Source organism: Stenotrophomonas sp. SRS1 (genome assembly GCF_026130205.1).
Lineage (GTDB): Bacteria > Pseudomonadota > Gammaproteobacteria > Xanthomonadales > Xanthomonadaceae > Stenotrophomonas > Stenotrophomonas rhizophila_B.
The window spans coordinates 196,375-214,044 of the sequence record NZ_JAINFD010000001.1; the positions used below are offsets into that span (position 1 = coordinate 196,375).

The 17,670-nt window shown below is 67.5% G+C and carries 14 protein-coding genes; 12 read left to right on the forward strand and 2 right to left on the reverse strand.

The genetic code is table 11. The features are described from left to right. The first annotated feature begins 41 nt into the window (after positions 1-41). From K4043_RS00875 to K4043_RS00925, 11 genes are all read left to right on the forward strand, one after another. Positions 42-299, forward strand: coding sequence for a FeoA family protein (locus K4043_RS00875; RefSeq protein WP_123729145.1), 258 nt, complete (start codon positions 42-44; stop codon positions 297-299). Continuing rightward, a complete protein-coding gene (locus K4043_RS00880; protein WP_265307850.1) occupies positions 296-2,155 on the forward strand; it encodes a ferrous iron transporter B in 1,860 nt (619 codons plus the stop codon). Before K4043_RS00875 ends, K4043_RS00880 begins: the two co-directional genes overlap by 4 nt. Further along, positions 2,155-2,409: a DUF6587 family protein gene (locus K4043_RS00885; protein ID WP_265307851.1), complete on the forward strand. Its 255-nt coding sequence runs from the start codon at positions 2,155-2,157 to the stop codon at positions 2,407-2,409. Before K4043_RS00880 ends, K4043_RS00885 begins: the two co-directional genes overlap by 1 nt. A gap of 53 nt (positions 2,410-2,462) precedes the next feature. Continuing rightward, positions 2,463-3,203, forward strand: coding sequence for a 4-hydroxy-tetrahydrodipicolinate reductase (gene dapB / locus K4043_RS00890; RefSeq protein ID WP_265307852.1), 741 nt, complete (start codon positions 2,463-2,465; stop codon positions 3,201-3,203). Positions 3,204-3,432: 229 nt separating this feature from the next. Then, entirely contained in the window at positions 3,433-4,563 is a 1,131-nt protein-coding gene (gene carA, locus K4043_RS00895) for a glutamine-hydrolyzing carbamoyl-phosphate synthase small subunit (protein WP_265307853.1), read from the forward strand. Further along, complete coding sequence (locus tag K4043_RS00900; protein WP_123729150.1) at positions 4,563-5,117, forward strand: hypothetical protein; 555 nt, start codon at positions 4,563-4,565, stop codon at positions 5,115-5,117. The genes carA and K4043_RS00900 overlap by 1 nt, the downstream gene beginning before the upstream one ends. A 54-nt stretch (positions 5,118-5,171) precedes the next feature. Further along, entirely contained in the window at positions 5,172-8,414 is a 3,243-nt protein-coding gene (carB, locus tag K4043_RS00905; protein WP_265307854.1) for a carbamoyl-phosphate synthase large subunit, read from the forward strand. A gap of 8 nt (positions 8,415-8,422) precedes the next feature. Next, positions 8,423-8,887 (forward strand): transcription elongation factor GreA, encoded by a 465-nt coding sequence (gene greA, locus K4043_RS00910; RefSeq protein WP_183073734.1) that lies wholly within the window; start codon positions 8,423-8,425, stop codon positions 8,885-8,887. Between the two features lie 5 nt (positions 8,888-8,892). Continuing rightward, on the forward strand, positions 8,893-9,813 hold the full coding sequence (locus K4043_RS00915) for a phosphoglycerate mutase (protein ID WP_265307855.1): 921 nt from the start codon (positions 8,893-8,895) through the stop codon (positions 9,811-9,813). 157 nt (positions 9,814-9,970) lie between these two features. Next, on the forward strand, positions 9,971-11,635 hold the full coding sequence (gene recJ, locus K4043_RS00920) for a single-stranded-DNA-specific exonuclease RecJ (RefSeq protein WP_265307856.1): 1,665 nt from the start codon (positions 9,971-9,973) through the stop codon (positions 11,633-11,635). Then, the gene (locus K4043_RS00925) at positions 11,628-12,272 is read left to right on the forward strand and encodes a hypothetical protein (RefSeq protein WP_265307857.1); all 645 of its coding nucleotides are present in this window, start codon (positions 11,628-11,630) and stop codon (positions 12,270-12,272) included. The genes recJ and K4043_RS00925 overlap by 8 nt, the downstream gene beginning before the upstream one ends. Before the next feature lie 39 nt (positions 12,273-12,311). On the opposite strand, the gene K4043_RS00930 is transcribed toward K4043_RS00925, so the two are convergent. Beyond that, positions 12,312-13,361, reverse strand: a complete 1,050-nt coding sequence (locus tag K4043_RS00930) for a DUF1176 domain-containing protein (protein ID WP_265307858.1) — start codon at positions 13,359-13,361, stop codon at positions 12,312-12,314. 148 nt (positions 13,362-13,509) lie between these two features. On the opposite strand from K4043_RS00930, the gene K4043_RS00935 reads away from it, so the two are divergent. Further along, a complete protein-coding gene (locus K4043_RS00935) occupies positions 13,510-16,389 on the forward strand; it encodes a VIT domain-containing protein (protein WP_265307859.1) in 2,880 nt (959 codons plus the stop codon). Here the strand turns inward: K4043_RS00935 and K4043_RS00940 are convergent. Further along, entirely contained in the window at positions 16,328-17,620 is a 1,293-nt protein-coding gene (locus K4043_RS00940) for an acyltransferase (RefSeq protein ID WP_265308518.1), read from the reverse strand. The genes K4043_RS00935 and K4043_RS00940 overlap by 62 nt on opposite strands. Between the last annotated feature and the right edge of the window lie 50 nt (positions 17,621-17,670).

The following is a 17,670-nucleotide window of genomic DNA, read 5'->3' on the forward strand; positions in this document are numbered from 1 at the left end:
GGTAGAATTGATAACCATTCCTATCATCGAGAAGGCGCTCCGTGACGTTGTCCGATCTGGCGCTGTATGACTCCGCCCTGGTGGAGTCCGTACAGGAACTACACGCAAACGATGCGATCGCCCGCCGACTGAAGGAGCTTGGCTTCGTCAAAGGGGAAGAGGTGCGTCTGGTAGCCCGTGGTCCAGTCGGCGCCGAGCCGCTGCTGGTGCAGGTCGGGTTCACGCGCTTCGCGCTGCGCCGCAGTGAGGCGGCCCGCATCGTGGTGACCGCGTTGAAGGCCCGGGAGGCCCACGCATGAGCGCTGTGGCCAACGCGCTGCGCATCGCCCTGGTGGGCAATCCGAACAGTGGCAAGACCGCGCTGTTCAACCAGCTCACCGGCAGTCGCCAGAAGGTAGCCAACTACACCGGCGTGACCGTCGAGCGTAAAGAGGGGCGCCTGCGCGCCCCGTCTGGCCGTGAGTTCGCCGTGCTGGATCTGCCGGGCGCCTACAGCCTGCAGCCGGCCAGCCTGGACGAGGCGATCACCCGCGACCTGTGCCGGGGCTTCTACCCGGGCGAGGCCGCGCCGGACGTGCTGTTGTGCGTGATCGATGCGACCAACCTGCGCCTGCACCTGCGCTTCGCGCTGGAACTGCGCGAGCTGGGCAAGCCGATGATCGTGGCGCTGAACATGGTGGATGCGGCCGAGCGCCGCGGCATCAAGATCGATGTGCAGGCACTGGAGCAGGCGCTGGGCGTGCCCGTGGTGGAAACCGTGGCGGTGCGCCGCAACGGCGCGGCCAAGCTGGTCGAGCGCCTGGATGCGATGGTGCCGCACCTGCAGGCCCCGGTGACGGTGCCTGCCGCCGAGGCCGATTACCACGCCCAGGTGCGCGACATCCTGGCCGCTTCGGTGAGCATGCCGACACGTACGGCGAAGATCGATGACGCGCTGGATCGCTGGCTGCTGCACCCGGTGTTCGGTCTGCTGACCCTGGCCGTGGTGATGTTCCTGATCTTCCAGGCGGTTTACGCCTGGGCGACGCCGGTCATGGATCTGATCGAGGCCGGTACGGCGGCGCTGGGCGGCTGGATCGGTGGCGCGCTGCCGGAAGGCCCGCTCAACAGCCTGCTGACCGACGGCATCATCGCCGGCGTGGGTGGGGTGATCGTGTTCCTGCCGCAGATCCTGATCCTGTTCGCCTTCATCCTGGCGTTGGAAGAATCCGGTTATCTGCCGCGCGCGGCCTTCCTGCTGGATCGCATGATGGCCGCGGCCGGTCTGTCCGGGCGTTCGTTCATCCCGCTGCTGTCCAGCTTCGCCTGCGCGGTGCCGGGCATCATGTCCACCCGCAGCATCCAGGATCCGCGCGACCGGCTTGCCACCATTCTGGTCGCGCCGCTGATGACCTGTTCGGCGCGCCTGCCGGTGTACGCGCTGCTGATCGGCGCCTTCATCCCGCAGAAGCAGATCTGGGGCGTGTTCAACCAGCAGGGCCTGGTGTTGTTCGGGCTGTATGCCGCCGGCATCCTCAGCGCACTGCTGATGTCGTGGACCATGAAGAAGTGGCGCCGCGACAAGAGCGAGCATCCGCTGATGCTGGAGTTGCCGTCCTACCGCATTCCGCATCCGCGTGATCTGGCGGTCGGTCTGTACGAGCGCGGCATGATCTTCCTCAAGCGTGTGGGCGGCATCATCCTCGCGCTGACCATCCTGCTGTGGGTGCTGTTGTCGTTCCCGGGGGCGCCGGAGAACGCGACCATGCCGGCGATCGACTACAGCTTCGCCGGTCAGATCGGCCATGCGATGGCGGTGTTCTTCGCGCCGCTGGGCTTCAACTGGCAGATCTGCATCGCATTGATCCCGGGCCTGGCCGCGCGTGAAGTGGCGGTGGCCTCGCTGGCCACGGTGTACGCGCTGTCCGCCGCCGATGACGATGCCGCCAGCCAGGCGCTGACCCCGCTGATCAGCGATGGCTGGTCGCTGGCCACCGCGCTGTCGCTGCTGGTCTGGTACATCTACGCCCCGATGTGCATCTCCACGCTGGCCACGATCAAGCGTGAGACCAACTCGTGGAAGCAGATGGGCTTTGCCACGTTCTACCTGTTCGCGGCCGCCTACATCGCCTCGCTGATCACCTACCAGGTGACCGTGGCACTGGGCGGCGGTTGATGGAGACCGGGCTGCTGCTGCAGTACGTCGTGATCGCGCTGGCCGTGGTGGTCAGTGCGTGGGTGGTGATGAAGAAGCAGTTCCCGGGCACCGTGCGCAAGGCGCGCGGGGCGATCGCGCTCGGACTGGTCAAGCCGCAGCGCGCCGCCTGGCTGCAGGCGCTGGGCCGCAGGATCGCGCCACCTGCCACGGGTGGCGGTGGTGCGTGCGGTGGTTGTGACAGCTGCGGGCCGACGCCGCCGAAGCAGCACTGAGCCGCGCCAAAAACCCCTTGTACATCCTCGCCGCCACCCGCTAGCCTGCGGGCATGACTACCACTCCCCTACGTTTGCTCATCCACGGTGCCTCCGGCCGCATGGGCCAGGCGCTGCTCCGCCTTGCTGCTGACAACCCCGCTCTGCAGGTTGTCGCCGCAGTGAACCGCCGCTCACCGGCCCAGCGCGTGGTCGAGGGCGTGCCGCATTTCGCCAGCAGCGAGCTGGCCGGTGCCCCCCAGTTCGATGTCGCCATCGATTTCAGCCTGCCCGAGGGCTTCGACCCGGTGCTGGCGCTGTGCGTGGAGCGGGGCGCGGGCTTCGTGTCCGGTACCACCGGCATCAGCGAGGCGCAGCGCCAGGCGCTGATCCAGGCGGCGGGCCGGATTCCATTGGTCTGGGCCTCGAACTTCAGCCTGGGCGTGGCCGTGCTGGATGAGCTGGTCGAGCGGGCCGCCGCCGCACTGGCCGGCTGGGACTGCGACATCGTCGAATCCCACCACACCCAGAAGAAGGACGCGCCCTCCGGCACGGCCCTGACCCTGGGTGCGGCGGCGGAGAAGGGGGGCGCGAAGCCGCAGTACGCCAGTCTTCGTGCCGGCGACATCGTCGGCGAGCACCTGGTCCAGTTCACCGGACTGGGGGAGCGCATCGAGCTGACCCACCGGGCCACCAACCGCGACATCTTCGCCCGTGGCGCCCTGTTCGCCGCCAGCCAGCTGCCGGGCCGCGCGCCGGGTAGCTACCGGGTCCGCGATCTGCTGGACGGGGCCACGCCGCCGCCTGCCGTCTGAATGGGCAGGAAGGCGCGCGCCTGAACCGGCACTGCGCCTTCCGTCAGCCTGAACAGGGCAATTGCACGCGGATACTGGCGTCGCACCCGGCTTCCCTTTACAATTCCCGCTCGCCGAATCACGACAGCCGGACCGGTCCAGAACCGCAGTCCGCGCTTTTTTGCAGCCGCTTTTTCGTGAAGCGCAGGCGTGACTTCGGTGACCCCTCGGTAGCCAAAGTGAGATTTCCGTGACCCAAGCCGCAATCCTCGTCCTCGAAGACGGCACCGTATTCGAGGGCGAATCCGTAGGCGCGCCCGGCCTGTCCGTCGGTGAGGTGGTGTTCAACACCGCCATGACCGGCTATCAGGAAGTGTTGACCGATCCTTCCTACGCCTGGCAGATGGTCACGCTGACCTACCCGCATATCGGCAACACCGGCATGACCGACCAGGACGATGAAGCGGCCAAGGTGTGGTCGGCCGGCCTGATCGTGCGCGATGTGCCGCGCCGCCCGAGCAACTGGCGCAGCCAGGTGTCGCTGCAGGATTGGCTGATCCAGCGCGGCGTGGTGGCCATCTCCGGCATCGATACCCGCAAGCTGACCCGCATCCTGCGCGAGCGCGGCGCCCAGAACGGCGCGCTGATGGCCGGCGACGGGCTGAACGTGGAGACGGCGCTGGAAGCGGCGCGCAAATTCCCGGGCCTGAAGGGCATGGATCTGGCCAAGGTGGTCAGCACCGACAAGCGTTACACCTGGAGCGAGGGCCAGCTGGATCTGGACAGCAACGCCTTCGTCAACGCCGCACCGCGCTTCAAGGTGGTGGCCTATGACTTCGGCGCGAAGCTGAACATCCTGCGCATGCTGGCCGAGCGCGGCTGCGAGCTGATCGTGGTGCCGGCGCAGACCCCGGCTGCCGAAGTGCTGGCGATGAACCCGGATGGCGTGTTCCTGTCCAACGGCCCGGGCGATCCGGAACCGTGCGACTACGCCATCGCCGCGATCAGGACCTTCCTTGAGAAGAAGGTGCCGGTCTTCGGCATCTGCCTGGGTCACCAGCTGCTGGCGCTGGCCTCCGGTGCGAAGACGGTCAAGATGGGCCATGGCCACCACGGCGCCAACCACCCGGTCCAGGACCTGGACGGTGGCCGCGTGATGATCACCTCGCAGAACCATGGTTTCGCGGTCGATGAGGCCTCGCTGCCGGCCAACCTGCGCGTGACCCACCGTTCGCTGTTCGACGGCACCAACCAGGGCATCGCGCGCACGGACGTGCCGGCGTTCTCGTTCCAGGGTCACCCGGAAGCCTCGCCGGGCCCGCACGATGTCGGTCCGCTGTTCGACCGTTTCGTGACTCTGATGGCCGAGGCCAAGGCGTGATGCGCAGCCCCGCGCTGCTGCTCTCGCTGTTGTGCCTTGCCGGCGTGGCCCAGGCCGCGCCGGCGACCGATGCGCAGGTGCAGGCGGTCGTACAGAAGCTGAGCCTGGGCACGCTGGGCACGGATATGGCCAAACTGATGGTCGATAACGTGCCGGCGCTCAATGCGCTGCCCGAGGCCGATCGCCAGTGCGCGCATGCCCCGATCCAGACGCTGCTCGACGCGCAGTTCCGCCGTTCGGTGATCGACGGTCTCGGCAATGATGGCGATCAGGTCATGGCCGAGTGGTCCCGCTTCCTGGCTACCCCGGCGGGCAAGGGTCTGTCCTCGGCCTTCGCCGGTGCGAATCCATCGACCATCGCCGAAAAGGCCAACGTGGACCTGAGTGAAAAGGAGCGCGCCGAGGTGGCTGCGTTCCTGGGCAGCCCGGCCTACACCCGCTTCATCGCCACGCTCGATATCGAATCGGAGCTGCCCGACGACATCGGCGTGCAGCTGGCGAAAGGACTGCAGGACCAGTGCCGGATCGCGCTGAACCCCGACGATATTTCCTGATCGACAGCGTGCGATCACCCCCCTCTGCCTCGCTGTCCAGACTTAGAGAAGACAATGCCCAAGCGCACTGACCTTAAAACCATCCTCATCATCGGTGCTGGCCCGATCGTCATCGGCCAGGCCTGTGAGTTCGACTACTCTGGCGCGCAGGCCTGCAAGGCACTGCGCGACGAGGGTTACCGCGTGGTGCTGGTCAACAGCAATCCGGCCACCATCATGACCGACCCGGAGATGGCCGATGCCGTCTACATCGAGCCGATCAACTGGCAGACGGTCGAGAAGATCATCGCCAAGGAAAAGCCCGATGCGCTGCTGCCGACCATGGGTGGCCAGACCGCGCTGAACTGCGCGCTGGACCTGGCCGACAACGGTGTTCTGGAGAAGTACAACGTCGAGCTGATCGGCGCCAAGCGCGATGCGATCCGCATGGCTGAAGACCGCGAGCTGTTCCGCGTGGCCATGGGTGAAATCGGCCTGGAGTGCCCGTCCGCTGCGGTCGCGCACACGCTTGAAGAAGCGATCGACATCCAGACCCGCGTCGGCTACCCGACCATCATCCGCCCCAGCTTCACCCTGGGCGGCAGCGGTGGCGGCATCGCCTACAACCGCGAAGAGCTGATCGACATCGTCACCCGCGGCCTGGAACTGTCGCCGACCACCGAAGTGCTGGTGGAAGAGTCGGTGCTGGGCTGGAAGGAATTCGAGATGGAGGTGGTGCGTGACACCGCCGACAACTGCATCATCGTCTGCTCGATCGAGAACCTGGACCCGATGGGCGTGCATACCGGTGACTCGATCACCGTGGCCCCGGCCCAGACCCTGACCGACAAGGAATACCAGCGCCTGCGCGATGCCTCCATCGCCGTGCTGCGCAAGATCGGCGTGGATACCGGCGGCTCGAACGTGCAGTTCGGCATCAGCCCGACCACCGGCCGCGTGGTGGTAATCGAAATGAACCCGCGCGTGTCGCGTTCCTCGGCGCTGGCCTCCAAGGCCACCGGCTTCCCGATCGCCAAGGTCGCGGCCAAGCTGGCCGTGGGTTACACCCTGGACGAATTGAAGAACGAAATCACCGGCGGCCTGACCCCGGCCTCGTTCGAGCCGTCGATCGATTACGTCGTCACCAAGATCCCGCGCTTCGCCTTCGAGAAGTTCCCGGCGGCCGATGCGCGCCTGACCACCCAGATGAAGTCGGTGGGCGAGGTGATGGCGATGGGCCGCACCTTCCAGGAGTCGCTGCAGAAGGCGCTGCGTGGCCTGGAAACCGGCAAGATCGGCCTGGACCCGACCGGTCTGGACCTGTGCAACGAAGACGACATCACCACCATCAAGCGCGAGCTCAAGGCCCCGGGCCCGGAGCGCCTGTTCTTCGTGGGTGATGCATTCCGCGCCGGCTTCAGCGTGGAAGACGTCTTCGCGCTGTCGCACATCGACCCGTGGTTCCTGGACCAGATCGAAGAAATCATCCAGGCCGAGGCCGAGGTGGCCGCCGACGGCATCGATGCGCTGGACGCCGTGCGCCTGCGCAAGCTCAAGCGCGCCGGTTTCTCCGACGCCCGCCTGGCCGAACTGACCGGCACCAACGAAGCGGCCGTGCGCGCGCTGCGTCGTGCCCACAAGGTGCGCCCGGTGTACAAGCGCGTGGATTCCTGCGCCGCCGAGTTCGCCACCAGCACCGCGTACCTGTACTCGACCTATGAGGACGAGTGCGAAGCGGCGCCGAGCAACCGCGACAAGATCATGATCCTGGGCGGCGGTCCGAACCGCATCGGCCAGGGCATCGAGTTCGACTACTGCTGCGTGCACGCCGCGCTGGCGCTGCGCGATGATGGCTTTGAAACCATCATGGTCAACTGCAACCCGGAAACCGTCTCCACCGATTACGACACCTCCGACCGCCTGTACTTCGAGCCGCTGACGCTGGAAGACGTGCTGGAAATCGTCGAGCTGGAACAGCCGAAGGGCGTGATCGTGCAGTACGGTGGCCAGACCCCGCTGAAGCTGGCGCGCGCGCTGGAAGCCAACGGCGTGCCGGTGATCGGCACCTCGCCGGACTCCATCGATCTGGCCGAAGACCGCGAGCGTTTCCAGCAGCTGGTCGACAAGCTCGGCCTGAAGCAGCCGCCAAACCGCATCGCCCGCAACGACCAGGAAGCCCTGCTGCTGGCCCGCGAGATCGGCTACCCGCTGGTGGTGCGCCCGAGCTACGTGCTGGGCGGCCGCGCGATGGAAATCGTCTACGGTGAGTCCGATCTGGCCCGCTACGTCCGCGACGCGGTGAAGGTCTCCAACGATTCGCCGGTGCTGCTGGACCGCTTCCTGGACAACGCGGTGGAAGTGGACGTGGACATCATTGCCGACAAGGACGGCAACGTGCTGATCGGCGGCGTGATGGAGCACATCGAAGAAGCCGGCGTGCATTCGGGCGATTCGTCCTGCTCGCTGCCGCCGTACTCGCTGTCGGCTGAAACCCAGGCCGAGCTGCGTCGCCAGGTGGTCGAGCTGGCCAAGGCCCTGAACGTGGTCGGCCTGATGAACACCCAGTTCGCGATCCAGACGGGTGAGAACGGCGAAGACATCGTCTACCTGCTGGAAGTGAACCCGCGTGCCTCGCGCACCGTGCCGTTCGTCTCCAAGGCCACCGGCATGCCGCTGGCCAAGATCGCCGCGCGCTGCATGGCCGGCAAGACGCTGGCCGAGCAGGGCGCGACCAAGGAAATCGTGCCGGGCTACTACTCGGTCAAGGAAGCGATCTTCCCGTTCGCCAAGTTCCAGGGCGTCGATCCGATCCTCGGGCCGGAGATGCGCTCCACCGGTGAGGTGATGGGCGTAGGCCGCAGCTTCAGCGCCGCCTTCGCGCGTGCGCAGGAAGCCGGTGGCATCAAGGCACCGCCGTTGGGCAAGGCGTTCGTGTCGGTCCGTGATCCGGACAAGAAGCGCGTGCTGCCGGTCGCCAAGGCACTGGTCGAGCGCGGCTACACCCTGGTCGCCACCCGTGGCACCGGCGCGTGGCTGCAGGAGCACGGCATGACCTGCGAAATCGTCAACAAGGTGGTCGAAGGCCGTCCGCACATCGTCGATTCGATCAAGAACGGCGAGATCGTCTACATCGTCAACACGACCGAAGGTCGTGCGGCGATCAATGACTCGTTCTCGATCCGTCGCGAAGCGCTTCAGCATCGCGTGACCTATTCGACCACCATCGCCGGCGCCATGGCGCTGGTGCAATCACTGGAATTCCGCGGTACCGGCCCCGTCTGGTCGCTGCAGGAACTGCACAAGGAGTTGAACGCATGAGAGCACCGATCACCCTGAAGGGCGCGCAGCGTCTGCGCGAAGAGCTTGACCACCTGAAGTCGGTCAAGCGCCCGAAGGTCATCGCGGCGATCGCCGAAGCGCGCGAGCACGGCGATCTGAAAGAGAACGCCGAGTACCACGCCGCGCGCGAAGAGCAGGGCTTCATCGAAGGCCGCATCAAGCAGCTGGAAGGTGAGCTTTCGCATGCCGAGATCATCGACATCACCAAGCTCAACGCCGGCAGCAAGGTGGTGTTCGGCGCCACGGTCGAGCTGTCGGACGTGGAGAATGATGAAGAGAAGCGCTACCAGATCGTTGGCGACCTGGAAGCGGACATCAAGCTGGGCCTGATCGCGATCTCCTCGCCGCTGGCCCGTGCCTTGATCGGCAAGCTGGAAGGCGATGCGGTCACCATCGACGCACCGGCCGGCCAGCGCGAGTACGAAATCGTCAGCGTCCAGTACCTGGACTGACGGCGATGGCCACGGCGACGTTGTTGCTGCCGGCGCGCAGCCGGTTTCCGGCGGCGCCGTTGCCCGATGACGTCGCCAAGGCGCTGGGGCGTGCGCAGCGCCGCAGCGCCGAGGCAGGCGAACGCGCCCAGCTGCGTCGGCATTTCCAGACGCAGCCGGACGCGTGGTCCGCGGCAGCCCTGACCCGTGAGCTGGATGTCGGCGATGCCGACCAATCCGTGTGGCTGCGGGCGGATCCGGCCAATGTGGTGCCGGACATGCATGGCGCACGCCTGATGGGGCACGGGGATACCCTGCGCCCCGATCTGGCCGATGTGATGCAGCTGCTGCCCGCGTTGCAGCCGTTGTTTGCCGGCTACGGCTTCGTGCTGGATGCACCGGTGCCGTCGCGCTGGTATCTGCGCCTGCCGCCAGGCACCACGCTGCCCGTCTTCGCCGAGCCCGATGAAGTGCTCGGCGACGATCTGTTTGCCCATCTGCCTGAAGGCGATGCGGGCCGCCGTTGGCGCGCTCTGCTGACCGAAGCGCAGGTGGTGTTGCACCAGCACGAGTGGAACCAGCAGCGCGTGGCCGACGGCAAGCGTGCGATCAACTCGCTGTGGTTCTGGGGCGGCGGCGAGCTGCCCGAGCGTGTGACCACCGCGCATGCCCAGGTCCGCAGCCGCGATGCGCTGCTGCAGGCGCTGGCCAAGGCTGCGGGTCTGCAGGCCGATGGCGAGCAGACCGTGGATGCCCTGGTGGACCTGCGTCAGCTGCGTTCGCTGGAACAGCTGGGCAATGAGGCGATCCGCCCGTTGCTGGCGGCGATCGCGCGCGGGGAATTGATGCGGTTGGTGCTGGATTTCGAGGACGGCGCCCGCGTGGAGATCGACAAGACCCAGCGCTGGCGGTTCTGGAAGAAGCCGGTGCAGCTGCACGACCTCTGAGTGCGTCGCGAAGGACAGCCGGCCAGTGGCCGGCTCTACCGGTAGCGGGGCGGTATCATGCTCGCGAACGTCATCGATCGAGCCTGTTTTGACCCAGTCTGAAGCACCCCGTATCCAGCGCCGTCCTGCCGCCGCCGTCAGCGAGTGGCCGTCATCCATGTTGCCGTTGCTGCAGCGGTTGTACGCCGCGCGCGGGGTGACCGATGCCGCGCAGGCCCAGCCGAAGCTGGCCCAGCTGCATGCGCCGGATCTGCTGGGCAGCATGCAGGCCGCGGTAACGCTGCTGGCCGATGCGATCGCCACCAACGAACGCATCCTGATCGTCGGCGATTTCGACTGTGATGGTGCCACCGCCTGTGCGGTCGGGGTGCGCGGTCTGCGCATGCTCGGCGCGCGCGATGTGGTGCACGCGGTGCCCAACCGCATGCTGCATGGCTATGGGTTGTCGCCATCGCTGGTGGCCGAACTGGCCCCGCTCAATCCAGGCCTGCTGGTCACAGTCGACCATGGCATCGCCTGCCACGCTGGCGTCAACGCGGCCAAGGCACTGGGCTGGAAGGTGCTGGTCACCGATCACCATCTGCCGGGCGAACATCTGCCGCCGGCCGATGCCATCGTCGACCCCAACATCAGCGGCGATGCGTTCCCCAGCAAGGCACTGGCCGGCGTCGGGGTGATCTTCTATGTATTGATGGCGTTGCGCCGCCACCTGCGCGAGCAGGGTGCGTATGCCACGGCACCAGAGCCGGACCTGCTGACCCTGCTGGACCTGGTCGCGGTGGGTACGGTCGCCGATCTGGTCGCGCTGGATGACAACAACCGCGCCCTGGTCTCGGCCGGCCTGCGCCGGCTGCGCAGCGGCAAGGGCTGCGTCGGCCTGCAGGCGCTGATCGAAGCCAGCGGGCGTGACGCCTCGCGGCTGACCGGCAGCGACATCGGTTTCGCGCTCGGCCCGCGGTTGAACGCCGCTGGCCGGCTGGAAGACATGGCGCTGGGCATCGAGCTGCTGCTCACCGAAGACCGCGCCCACGCGCGTGAGATCGCCACGACGCTGGAGTCGATCAACACCGAGCGCCGTGCGGTCCAGCAGTTGATGACCGACGACGCGGAGCTGGCAGTGTCCCGTGCAGTGCTCAGCGCCGAGGGCGTGCGCCCGGTTGCGGCCTGCCTGTTCGATGCCGAATGGCATCCCGGCGTGGTCGGGCTGGTGGCGTCCAAGATGAAGGATCGGCTGCACCGGCCGGTGATCGCGTTCGCACCTTCAGAGCCCGGCGGCGACTCGCTGCGTGGCTCGGCGCGCTCGATTCCCGGCTTCCATATCCGCGACGCGCTGGCCTTGGTCAACGCGGCGCACCCGGGCCTGATCGACAAATTCGGTGGCCACGCCATGGCTGCGGGCCTGAGCCTGCCGCACGCGCAGCTGGCCGCGTTCGAGCAGGCCTTCGTGGACGTGGTGGAGCGCACGCTGGATCCGCTGTCGCTGCAGCAGCTGCTGCTGACCGATGGCGAGCTGTTGCCGCAGGAGCTGGATTTCGCCCATGCCGAGGCGCTGCGTCTGGCCGGGCCGTGGGGCCAGGGCTTCCCGGAGCCCTTGTTCGATGGTCACTTCCAGGTCGCGCGCTGGCAGGTGCTCAAAGAGAAGCACCTGAAGCTGAGTCTGCGCGTGCCGGGCCGTGCCGAGCCGGTCAGCGCCATCCACTTCAGTGGGTGGACCGGCAATGCGCCGGCCAACGAGGTGCATATTGCCTACCGGCTGGTCAGCGATGACTATCGGGGCGGCGGCGCGATCCAGCTGATCGTGGAGCACTGCGCGGATGCCTGACCTGAGCCGCACCGCGCAGACCCACCTGCGCCTGTCGCCCATCGAACGTTTCGATCTGCAGAGCCGCATCGTGCTGCAGGGTGACCAGACCGCACGCACCGAACTCTCCGCCCGCGAGGGATTCGAATTCCCCGACCTGGAAGGCTCGCGCCAGAGCGTGGCATGGTTGTTGCGGCAGGAACTGGCCGCACGGATCGAGGGCGGAGACGGCGCGTCCTCCGGTCCGATCACAGTCGACGATGCGGTTGCCGCGGTGATGGCGCGGCTGAGCAGGACCCGCTGCGTGGCCACGGCCTACCAGGCTTCGGACGACCCGGACGACTACCGGGATGCCGACGATCAGACCGGTACGCTGGCGTATACCTGCCAGCTGCCCGATCCCGCCGCGTTGCGTCCCGTGCATGCAGCGCTGCGCGTGGCGCCGGATGGCTCGGATCGCCAACAGGCCGCGCAACGCCTGCTGGCGGCCTACGTCGAACACCTGTCCAGCGCACCGGACAGGCCTGTGCACGCACATCACGCCGTATTCTCGCGCCCGTACTCGGCCGACCACGCCGTGATGCAGAGCATGGCGGTCATGGAGACGATCCTGCCCGCGCTGTTCCCGTTCGACGGCTGGGAAGACGGCGACGACTGAGCATCGCCGGACCAACGGTGATCGCGTCGATCGAGTGGTTTACTCCTGCACCTTGGTCACCAGCGTCGGCATTTCCCAGGCGCCACCGGCGGACACCAGGCGGCATAACCCGGTACTGCTGTCGGCGGTCCTGACGAACTGCGTGCCGGTCCAGCCCCAGGTGGTGGAGTACCAGCAATCGCCAAGGCCACGGCCCTTGTGCGCCTCCTGGATGGTGCGGACCTCATCACCGACCGCTGCCGTGGTGACCAGCCGCGGCTGGTACGGCGCGCGGTCGTTGATCACCCAATAGCCGTCACCGGTGTTGTACGCGCCGCGCCAGCAGCTCAGCGAGACCAGCAGTTTGTCGGCGCTGAGCCGCTGCACCGTCAGCGCTTCGGCTTCCTCGCCGGGTGACAGGCTGCCGCTGGGTCCCAGCGCCTCGCAATCGTCGGCTGAAGTCACTGCTGTGAGGGCGGCACGCAGCGCCGGCGATGCGGCCAGCGCGGTGTCCGCCGGGCGGGTTGCCACCGGCTTGCCCAGCTGCACGACCGGCACCGGCAGTGCAGGCGGCACCGAGGATTCGGCGAGGGTGCCCTTGCGCATCAACGCGCCGGGTGTGCCAAGGCGACCCTGGAACGCATCCATCTTCAACAGCACGGCCGAGGCGCCCTGATCAGAGACCGTCCAGCGCGCGCCATCGTCGCCGACAAGCTCGATGCGGCTGTTGCGTGTCAGCGAGGTAAGCAGGGCAGCGAGCTGCTTTGCGGAAAAGGTGGCGGTGCCATCGGCGGCGTCGAACTGCATCGGGCCCAGCGAGGTGCCGTTGATCTGCAGGCTGAGCCGCCGGGTGGCGGTGTTGTCGTCGTATTGGCCGAGCATCAGCTCAGCCTGCACCGGCTGGTCCGGCCCGCCCGCGCGGGTGAGCAGGATCGAGACCGGGTCGCCGCCATTGTCGTCGGCCTGATAACCGGCGGCGCGGCAGGTACGGGTGTTGTCGCAGGCCAGCGTCCAGTCGTGGTGGGTGAACGTCACGCCCTCGATGGGGGCGGCGGCGTAACCGGGCAGGGTGAGCCCCATCAACAGCGGGGCGGTCAACAACAGGCGCATGCGGCATCCTTGGTCCATCAATCCGTGGAGGGCGATCTTGGCCCAGCACGGATGAGGCGTCCATGACCGGAACAGGCGATTGCCGCCGCTCAACCCCGTTCTCGTGCGCCGTGCGTTCAATGAGGTGTCATCGGATCAGGAGCGTCACATGGGACTCGCACTGCGCAGTATCGGTCTGCTCGCGCTGCTGTGCTGGCAGCTGCCCAGCGTGCACGCCCAGCCGCGGCGGTTGCCGCCGCCACGACCACCGATCCTGCAGGTGGCCGGCGCCGAGGTGCCGGTGCGGCTGACCGAGGCCCGTATCGACAGCCGTGTCATGGCGGGGCTGGGTGAAACCACGATCGAGTTGACCTTCCACAATCCCAACGCGCGGGTGCTGGAAGGGCAGCTGGCATTCCCGCTGGCCGCGGGCCAACAGGTGGCCGGGTTCGCACTGGATATCGACGGTGAGCTGCGCGACGCGGTGCCGGTCCCCAAGGCGCAGGGCCGCCAGGTGTTCGAGGCGATCGAGCGCCGCCAGGTGGATCCGGGGCTGCTGGAACAGACCGCCGGCAATCAGTTCCGGCTGCGGCTCTATCCCATCCCGGCGCGTGGTGAGCGTCGCGTCCGTCTGGTGCTGCGCGACAGCCTGCCGACCGTTCCGCAGGGCCTGCAGTGGTCACTGCCCGTGTTCTTCGCACGCCAGGCCGAGCAGGTGACGGTGAAGCTCGAGGCCAGCGGGACGGGCAAGCCGGTCGCCGTGGGCGCCAATCCACTGGGATTCACAGTGAAGACCGGCGCCTATGCGGCGCAGTGGCAGGGGCGCGGCGCGGATCTGCCTGCACAGCTGCAATGGAGCCTTCCGCTCGCGCGCAGCACTGACGTGGTCACCGGCCTGCATGAGGGGCAGCGCTATCTGCTGGCCAGCGTGCCGGTGCGTGCGTCCACTGCGCCGCGAGTTCTGCCTCGGCGCATCGGCCTGCTCTGGGACGCGTCGGGCTCGGCAGGGTCACGCGACCGCGCGGCCGAACTGGCGGTGCTGGATCGCTACTTCAACGCCCTCGGCACCGGTCAGGTCCAGTTGACCGTGCTGCGTGACCGCAGCGAAACGCCGCGGGAGTTCACCGTCAACAAGGGCGACTGGTCAGCACTGCGCGAGAACCTGCAGGCACTGCCCAACGATGGCGCCAGTGCGCTGGGCGACTGGATGCCGAACCCGGCCATCGGCGAGTACCTGCTGGTCAGCGATGGCCTCGCCAACTACGGCAGCCAGACGTTGCCCACCCTGTCGCCCAATCAACGCCTGTATGCGCTGAGCAGCGCCGGTGCGAAGACCGACACCCCGCGCCTGCGCGCCTGGACCAGCGCCCATCACGGTCAGCTGCTGCAGGTGAGTAGCGAGGCGGAGGTGCCAAGCGTGATGCCGCTGCTGCTCCAGCAACCGGTCGACGTGGCCGATGTCGTGGGACGTGGCGTGGAGGACGTGGGCGTGGATGTCTCCAGCGCCACACAGGGCTGGATCCGTGTCACCGGCCGTGTGCTGCGTCCCGATGCAACGGTGCTGCTGTCTCTGCGCGGTGGCGGCAGCGATCCGCAGCCGATCACCCTCAACGTCGCGAACGCACGGGGGGCGGAAGGCGGCCTGGTCGCCCACGCGTGGGCGAATGCCCGCTTGGCGGCCCTGGCGGCGGACCCCGCGAGGGCGCAGGACGCCCAAGCGCTGGCGGAGCGGTTCGGCGTGGTGACCGCCGATACGTCCTTGCTGGTGCTGGAGACGCTGGAGGATTACCTGCGCTACGGCATCCGCCCGCCGGCACCGCTGCGCGCGGCCTACGACCAGCGCCATGCGTTGACGGTGGCCGACGTGGCCACCGAGCAGAAGCGCCGCCTGGATGGCATCGCCCGCCAGTTCGCCGAGCGCGAACAGTGGTGGAACACGCGCTGGCCCAAGGATGCGCCGCCGCGGCCCAAGCCGGAATCGCGGTCCGTCGCCGCACCGGTCGCCATGGCGATGGCGCCGCCACCGCCGGCGCCTTCGGCTTCGATGGCCTTGGACAGGGTGGAGATGACGGCTTCGTTGGTCGCAGGCCAGGCCGACGCCTCGAGCGCGCGCTTCGCCAAATCGGCCCCCAAAGCCAACAGCGGTCAGATCACCCTGACCCTGGCGCCGTGGGCACCGGATTCGGCCTATGCACGCCGCCTGCGCGATGCCACGCCGGCGCAACTGTATCCGCTGTATCTGCAGGAGCGCGAACAGCACGCCGGCAGCAGCGCCTTCTATCTGGACGTGGCCGATCTGCTGCTGGCCAGCGGACAGCGTGATCTCGCGCTGCGCGTGCTCTCCAACCTCGCCGAGATGGACCTGGAAAACCGCCACGTGCTGCGCGTGCTCGGTTATCGCCTGATGCAGGCCAAGGCGCCGGCGCTGGCTGTGCCGGTGTTCCGGCAGGTGTTGGCGATGGGCGAGGAGGAGCCGCAGAGTTTCCGTGACCTCGGCCTGGCGCTGGAAGCAGCCGGGCAGTACCAGGCGGCGGTGGCATCGCTGTATGAAGTGGTGGTGCGCCCGTGGGAGGGTCGCTTCGACGGCATCTCGCTGATCGCGCTGGATGAACTGACCCGGTTGATCGCACGCGAGCGCGTCGACGCTTCGGCCATCGACCCGCGCCTGCGCCGCGCGATGCCGCTGGACCTGCGCGTGGTGCTGAGCTGGGACAGCGACAACAGCGACATGGACCTGTGGGTCACCGATCCCAATGGCGAGCGCGCGTATTACGGCAACCGGCTGACCTACCAGGGCGGGCAGATGTCGCAGGACTTCACCGGCGGCTATGGCCCGGAGCAGTTCTCGTTGCGTGATGCCAAGCCCGGCACCTACAAGATCGAAGCGAACTACTTCGGCAGCCGCGAGCAGCTGGTCACCGGCGCCACCACGTTGATGCTGCGCCTGAGCACCAGGTGGGGCAGCCGCGACCAGCGCGACCAGCAGGTCACGTTGCGCTTGAAGGACCGGGCGGAGACGGTGCTGGTCGGGGAGTTCGAGGTGAAGTAGCCGCCTGGCCGGCCCGCGGCGATCCCGCTGCTGCTCCAACGGCGGTGGGACTCTGGCCCTGCAACCGCTGCCGGCGCAGTCCGAAAAGAGGGCGCAAACAGGCGACGCGACGGATCAGCCCTTCGTGCAGCAGCAGGCAGCCCGCCACCGTCCCGGCCACGACCAGCAGCGGCTCCCACCACGGCCCAAGATGCAGCGGCTTGAGCCAGAACAGCAGCGCGATGATCAGGCTCTGGTGCAGGATGTACCAGGGATACACCGCCTCGGTGCAGTACGGCAGCCAGCGGAATGGGCGATCCAGGTACACCTTGGCCCAGCCGAGCAGGGTCAGCAGCACGGCCCACAGGTACAGCGACTGGCTGGCCATCACCTGCACCGTCCAGATGCTGTCCGGCCAGTGCCGCAACAGGGAATCGGCCGGCAACACCCGCCCCAGGATGCGGATGCCGAAGTACCAGCACGCCGCAAAGACCGCCACCCCCAGGGTGAGCCGGCGCAGCTCGACCACGCGTGCCCAGAACGGAGTGGCGCGGGCAAGCAGATAGCCGGCCAGGAATACCGTGCCGTACTTGGCGTGCTGGTACCAATCGCCGAACAGCAGGTTGGTGGAGGGAAACCGGGGATCGAGCCAGGCCACCCAGCCGAAGGAGAGCAGCGAGGGCAATCCGATCAGCATCGGCGCCGGCGCCCGGGCCAAGCGCTCCACCGCGCGGCGCACCGCAGGGGTCGCCAGCACCGGCATCAGCAGCGCCAGCAGCAGTGTGTACACCCACAGGTAGGCCAGATACCACAGGTGGTTCCAGGTGATGCGCAGCTGCCACCCGGCGAACGTGTCCTGGGGCCAGGCCGGCATCTGCCAGTAGCGCAGCAGGAAGGCGCCGAAGCCGGGTTCGATATGCCCGTTGGTGAGCGCCTCGGCGTAAGGCTGGATCGGCACCACGACGAACATTCCGAACAGCAGCGGCAGCACCAACCGCCACGTGCGCAGCACGGCAAAGCGCGCGATGTGCACCTCTGGTCGCATCAAGGCGATGGCGATACCCGAAAGCAGGAACAACAGCTGCATCCGCCAGCGGTTGACCAGCAGCATCGGCCACTGCAGCCATTCGGCGGTGTACTCGCTCTTGAGGTGGAAGCCCCAGCCATCCACGTAGGCCATGGCGGTGTGATAGAGGATGAGCAGGGCGAAGGCGAGCACGCGCAGGGCGTCGATGTCGTGGCGGCGTGGCATGGTCGAGACAGCGAAGGAAGGAGCGTCCACGCTGCGCGGTCCGCCATGCC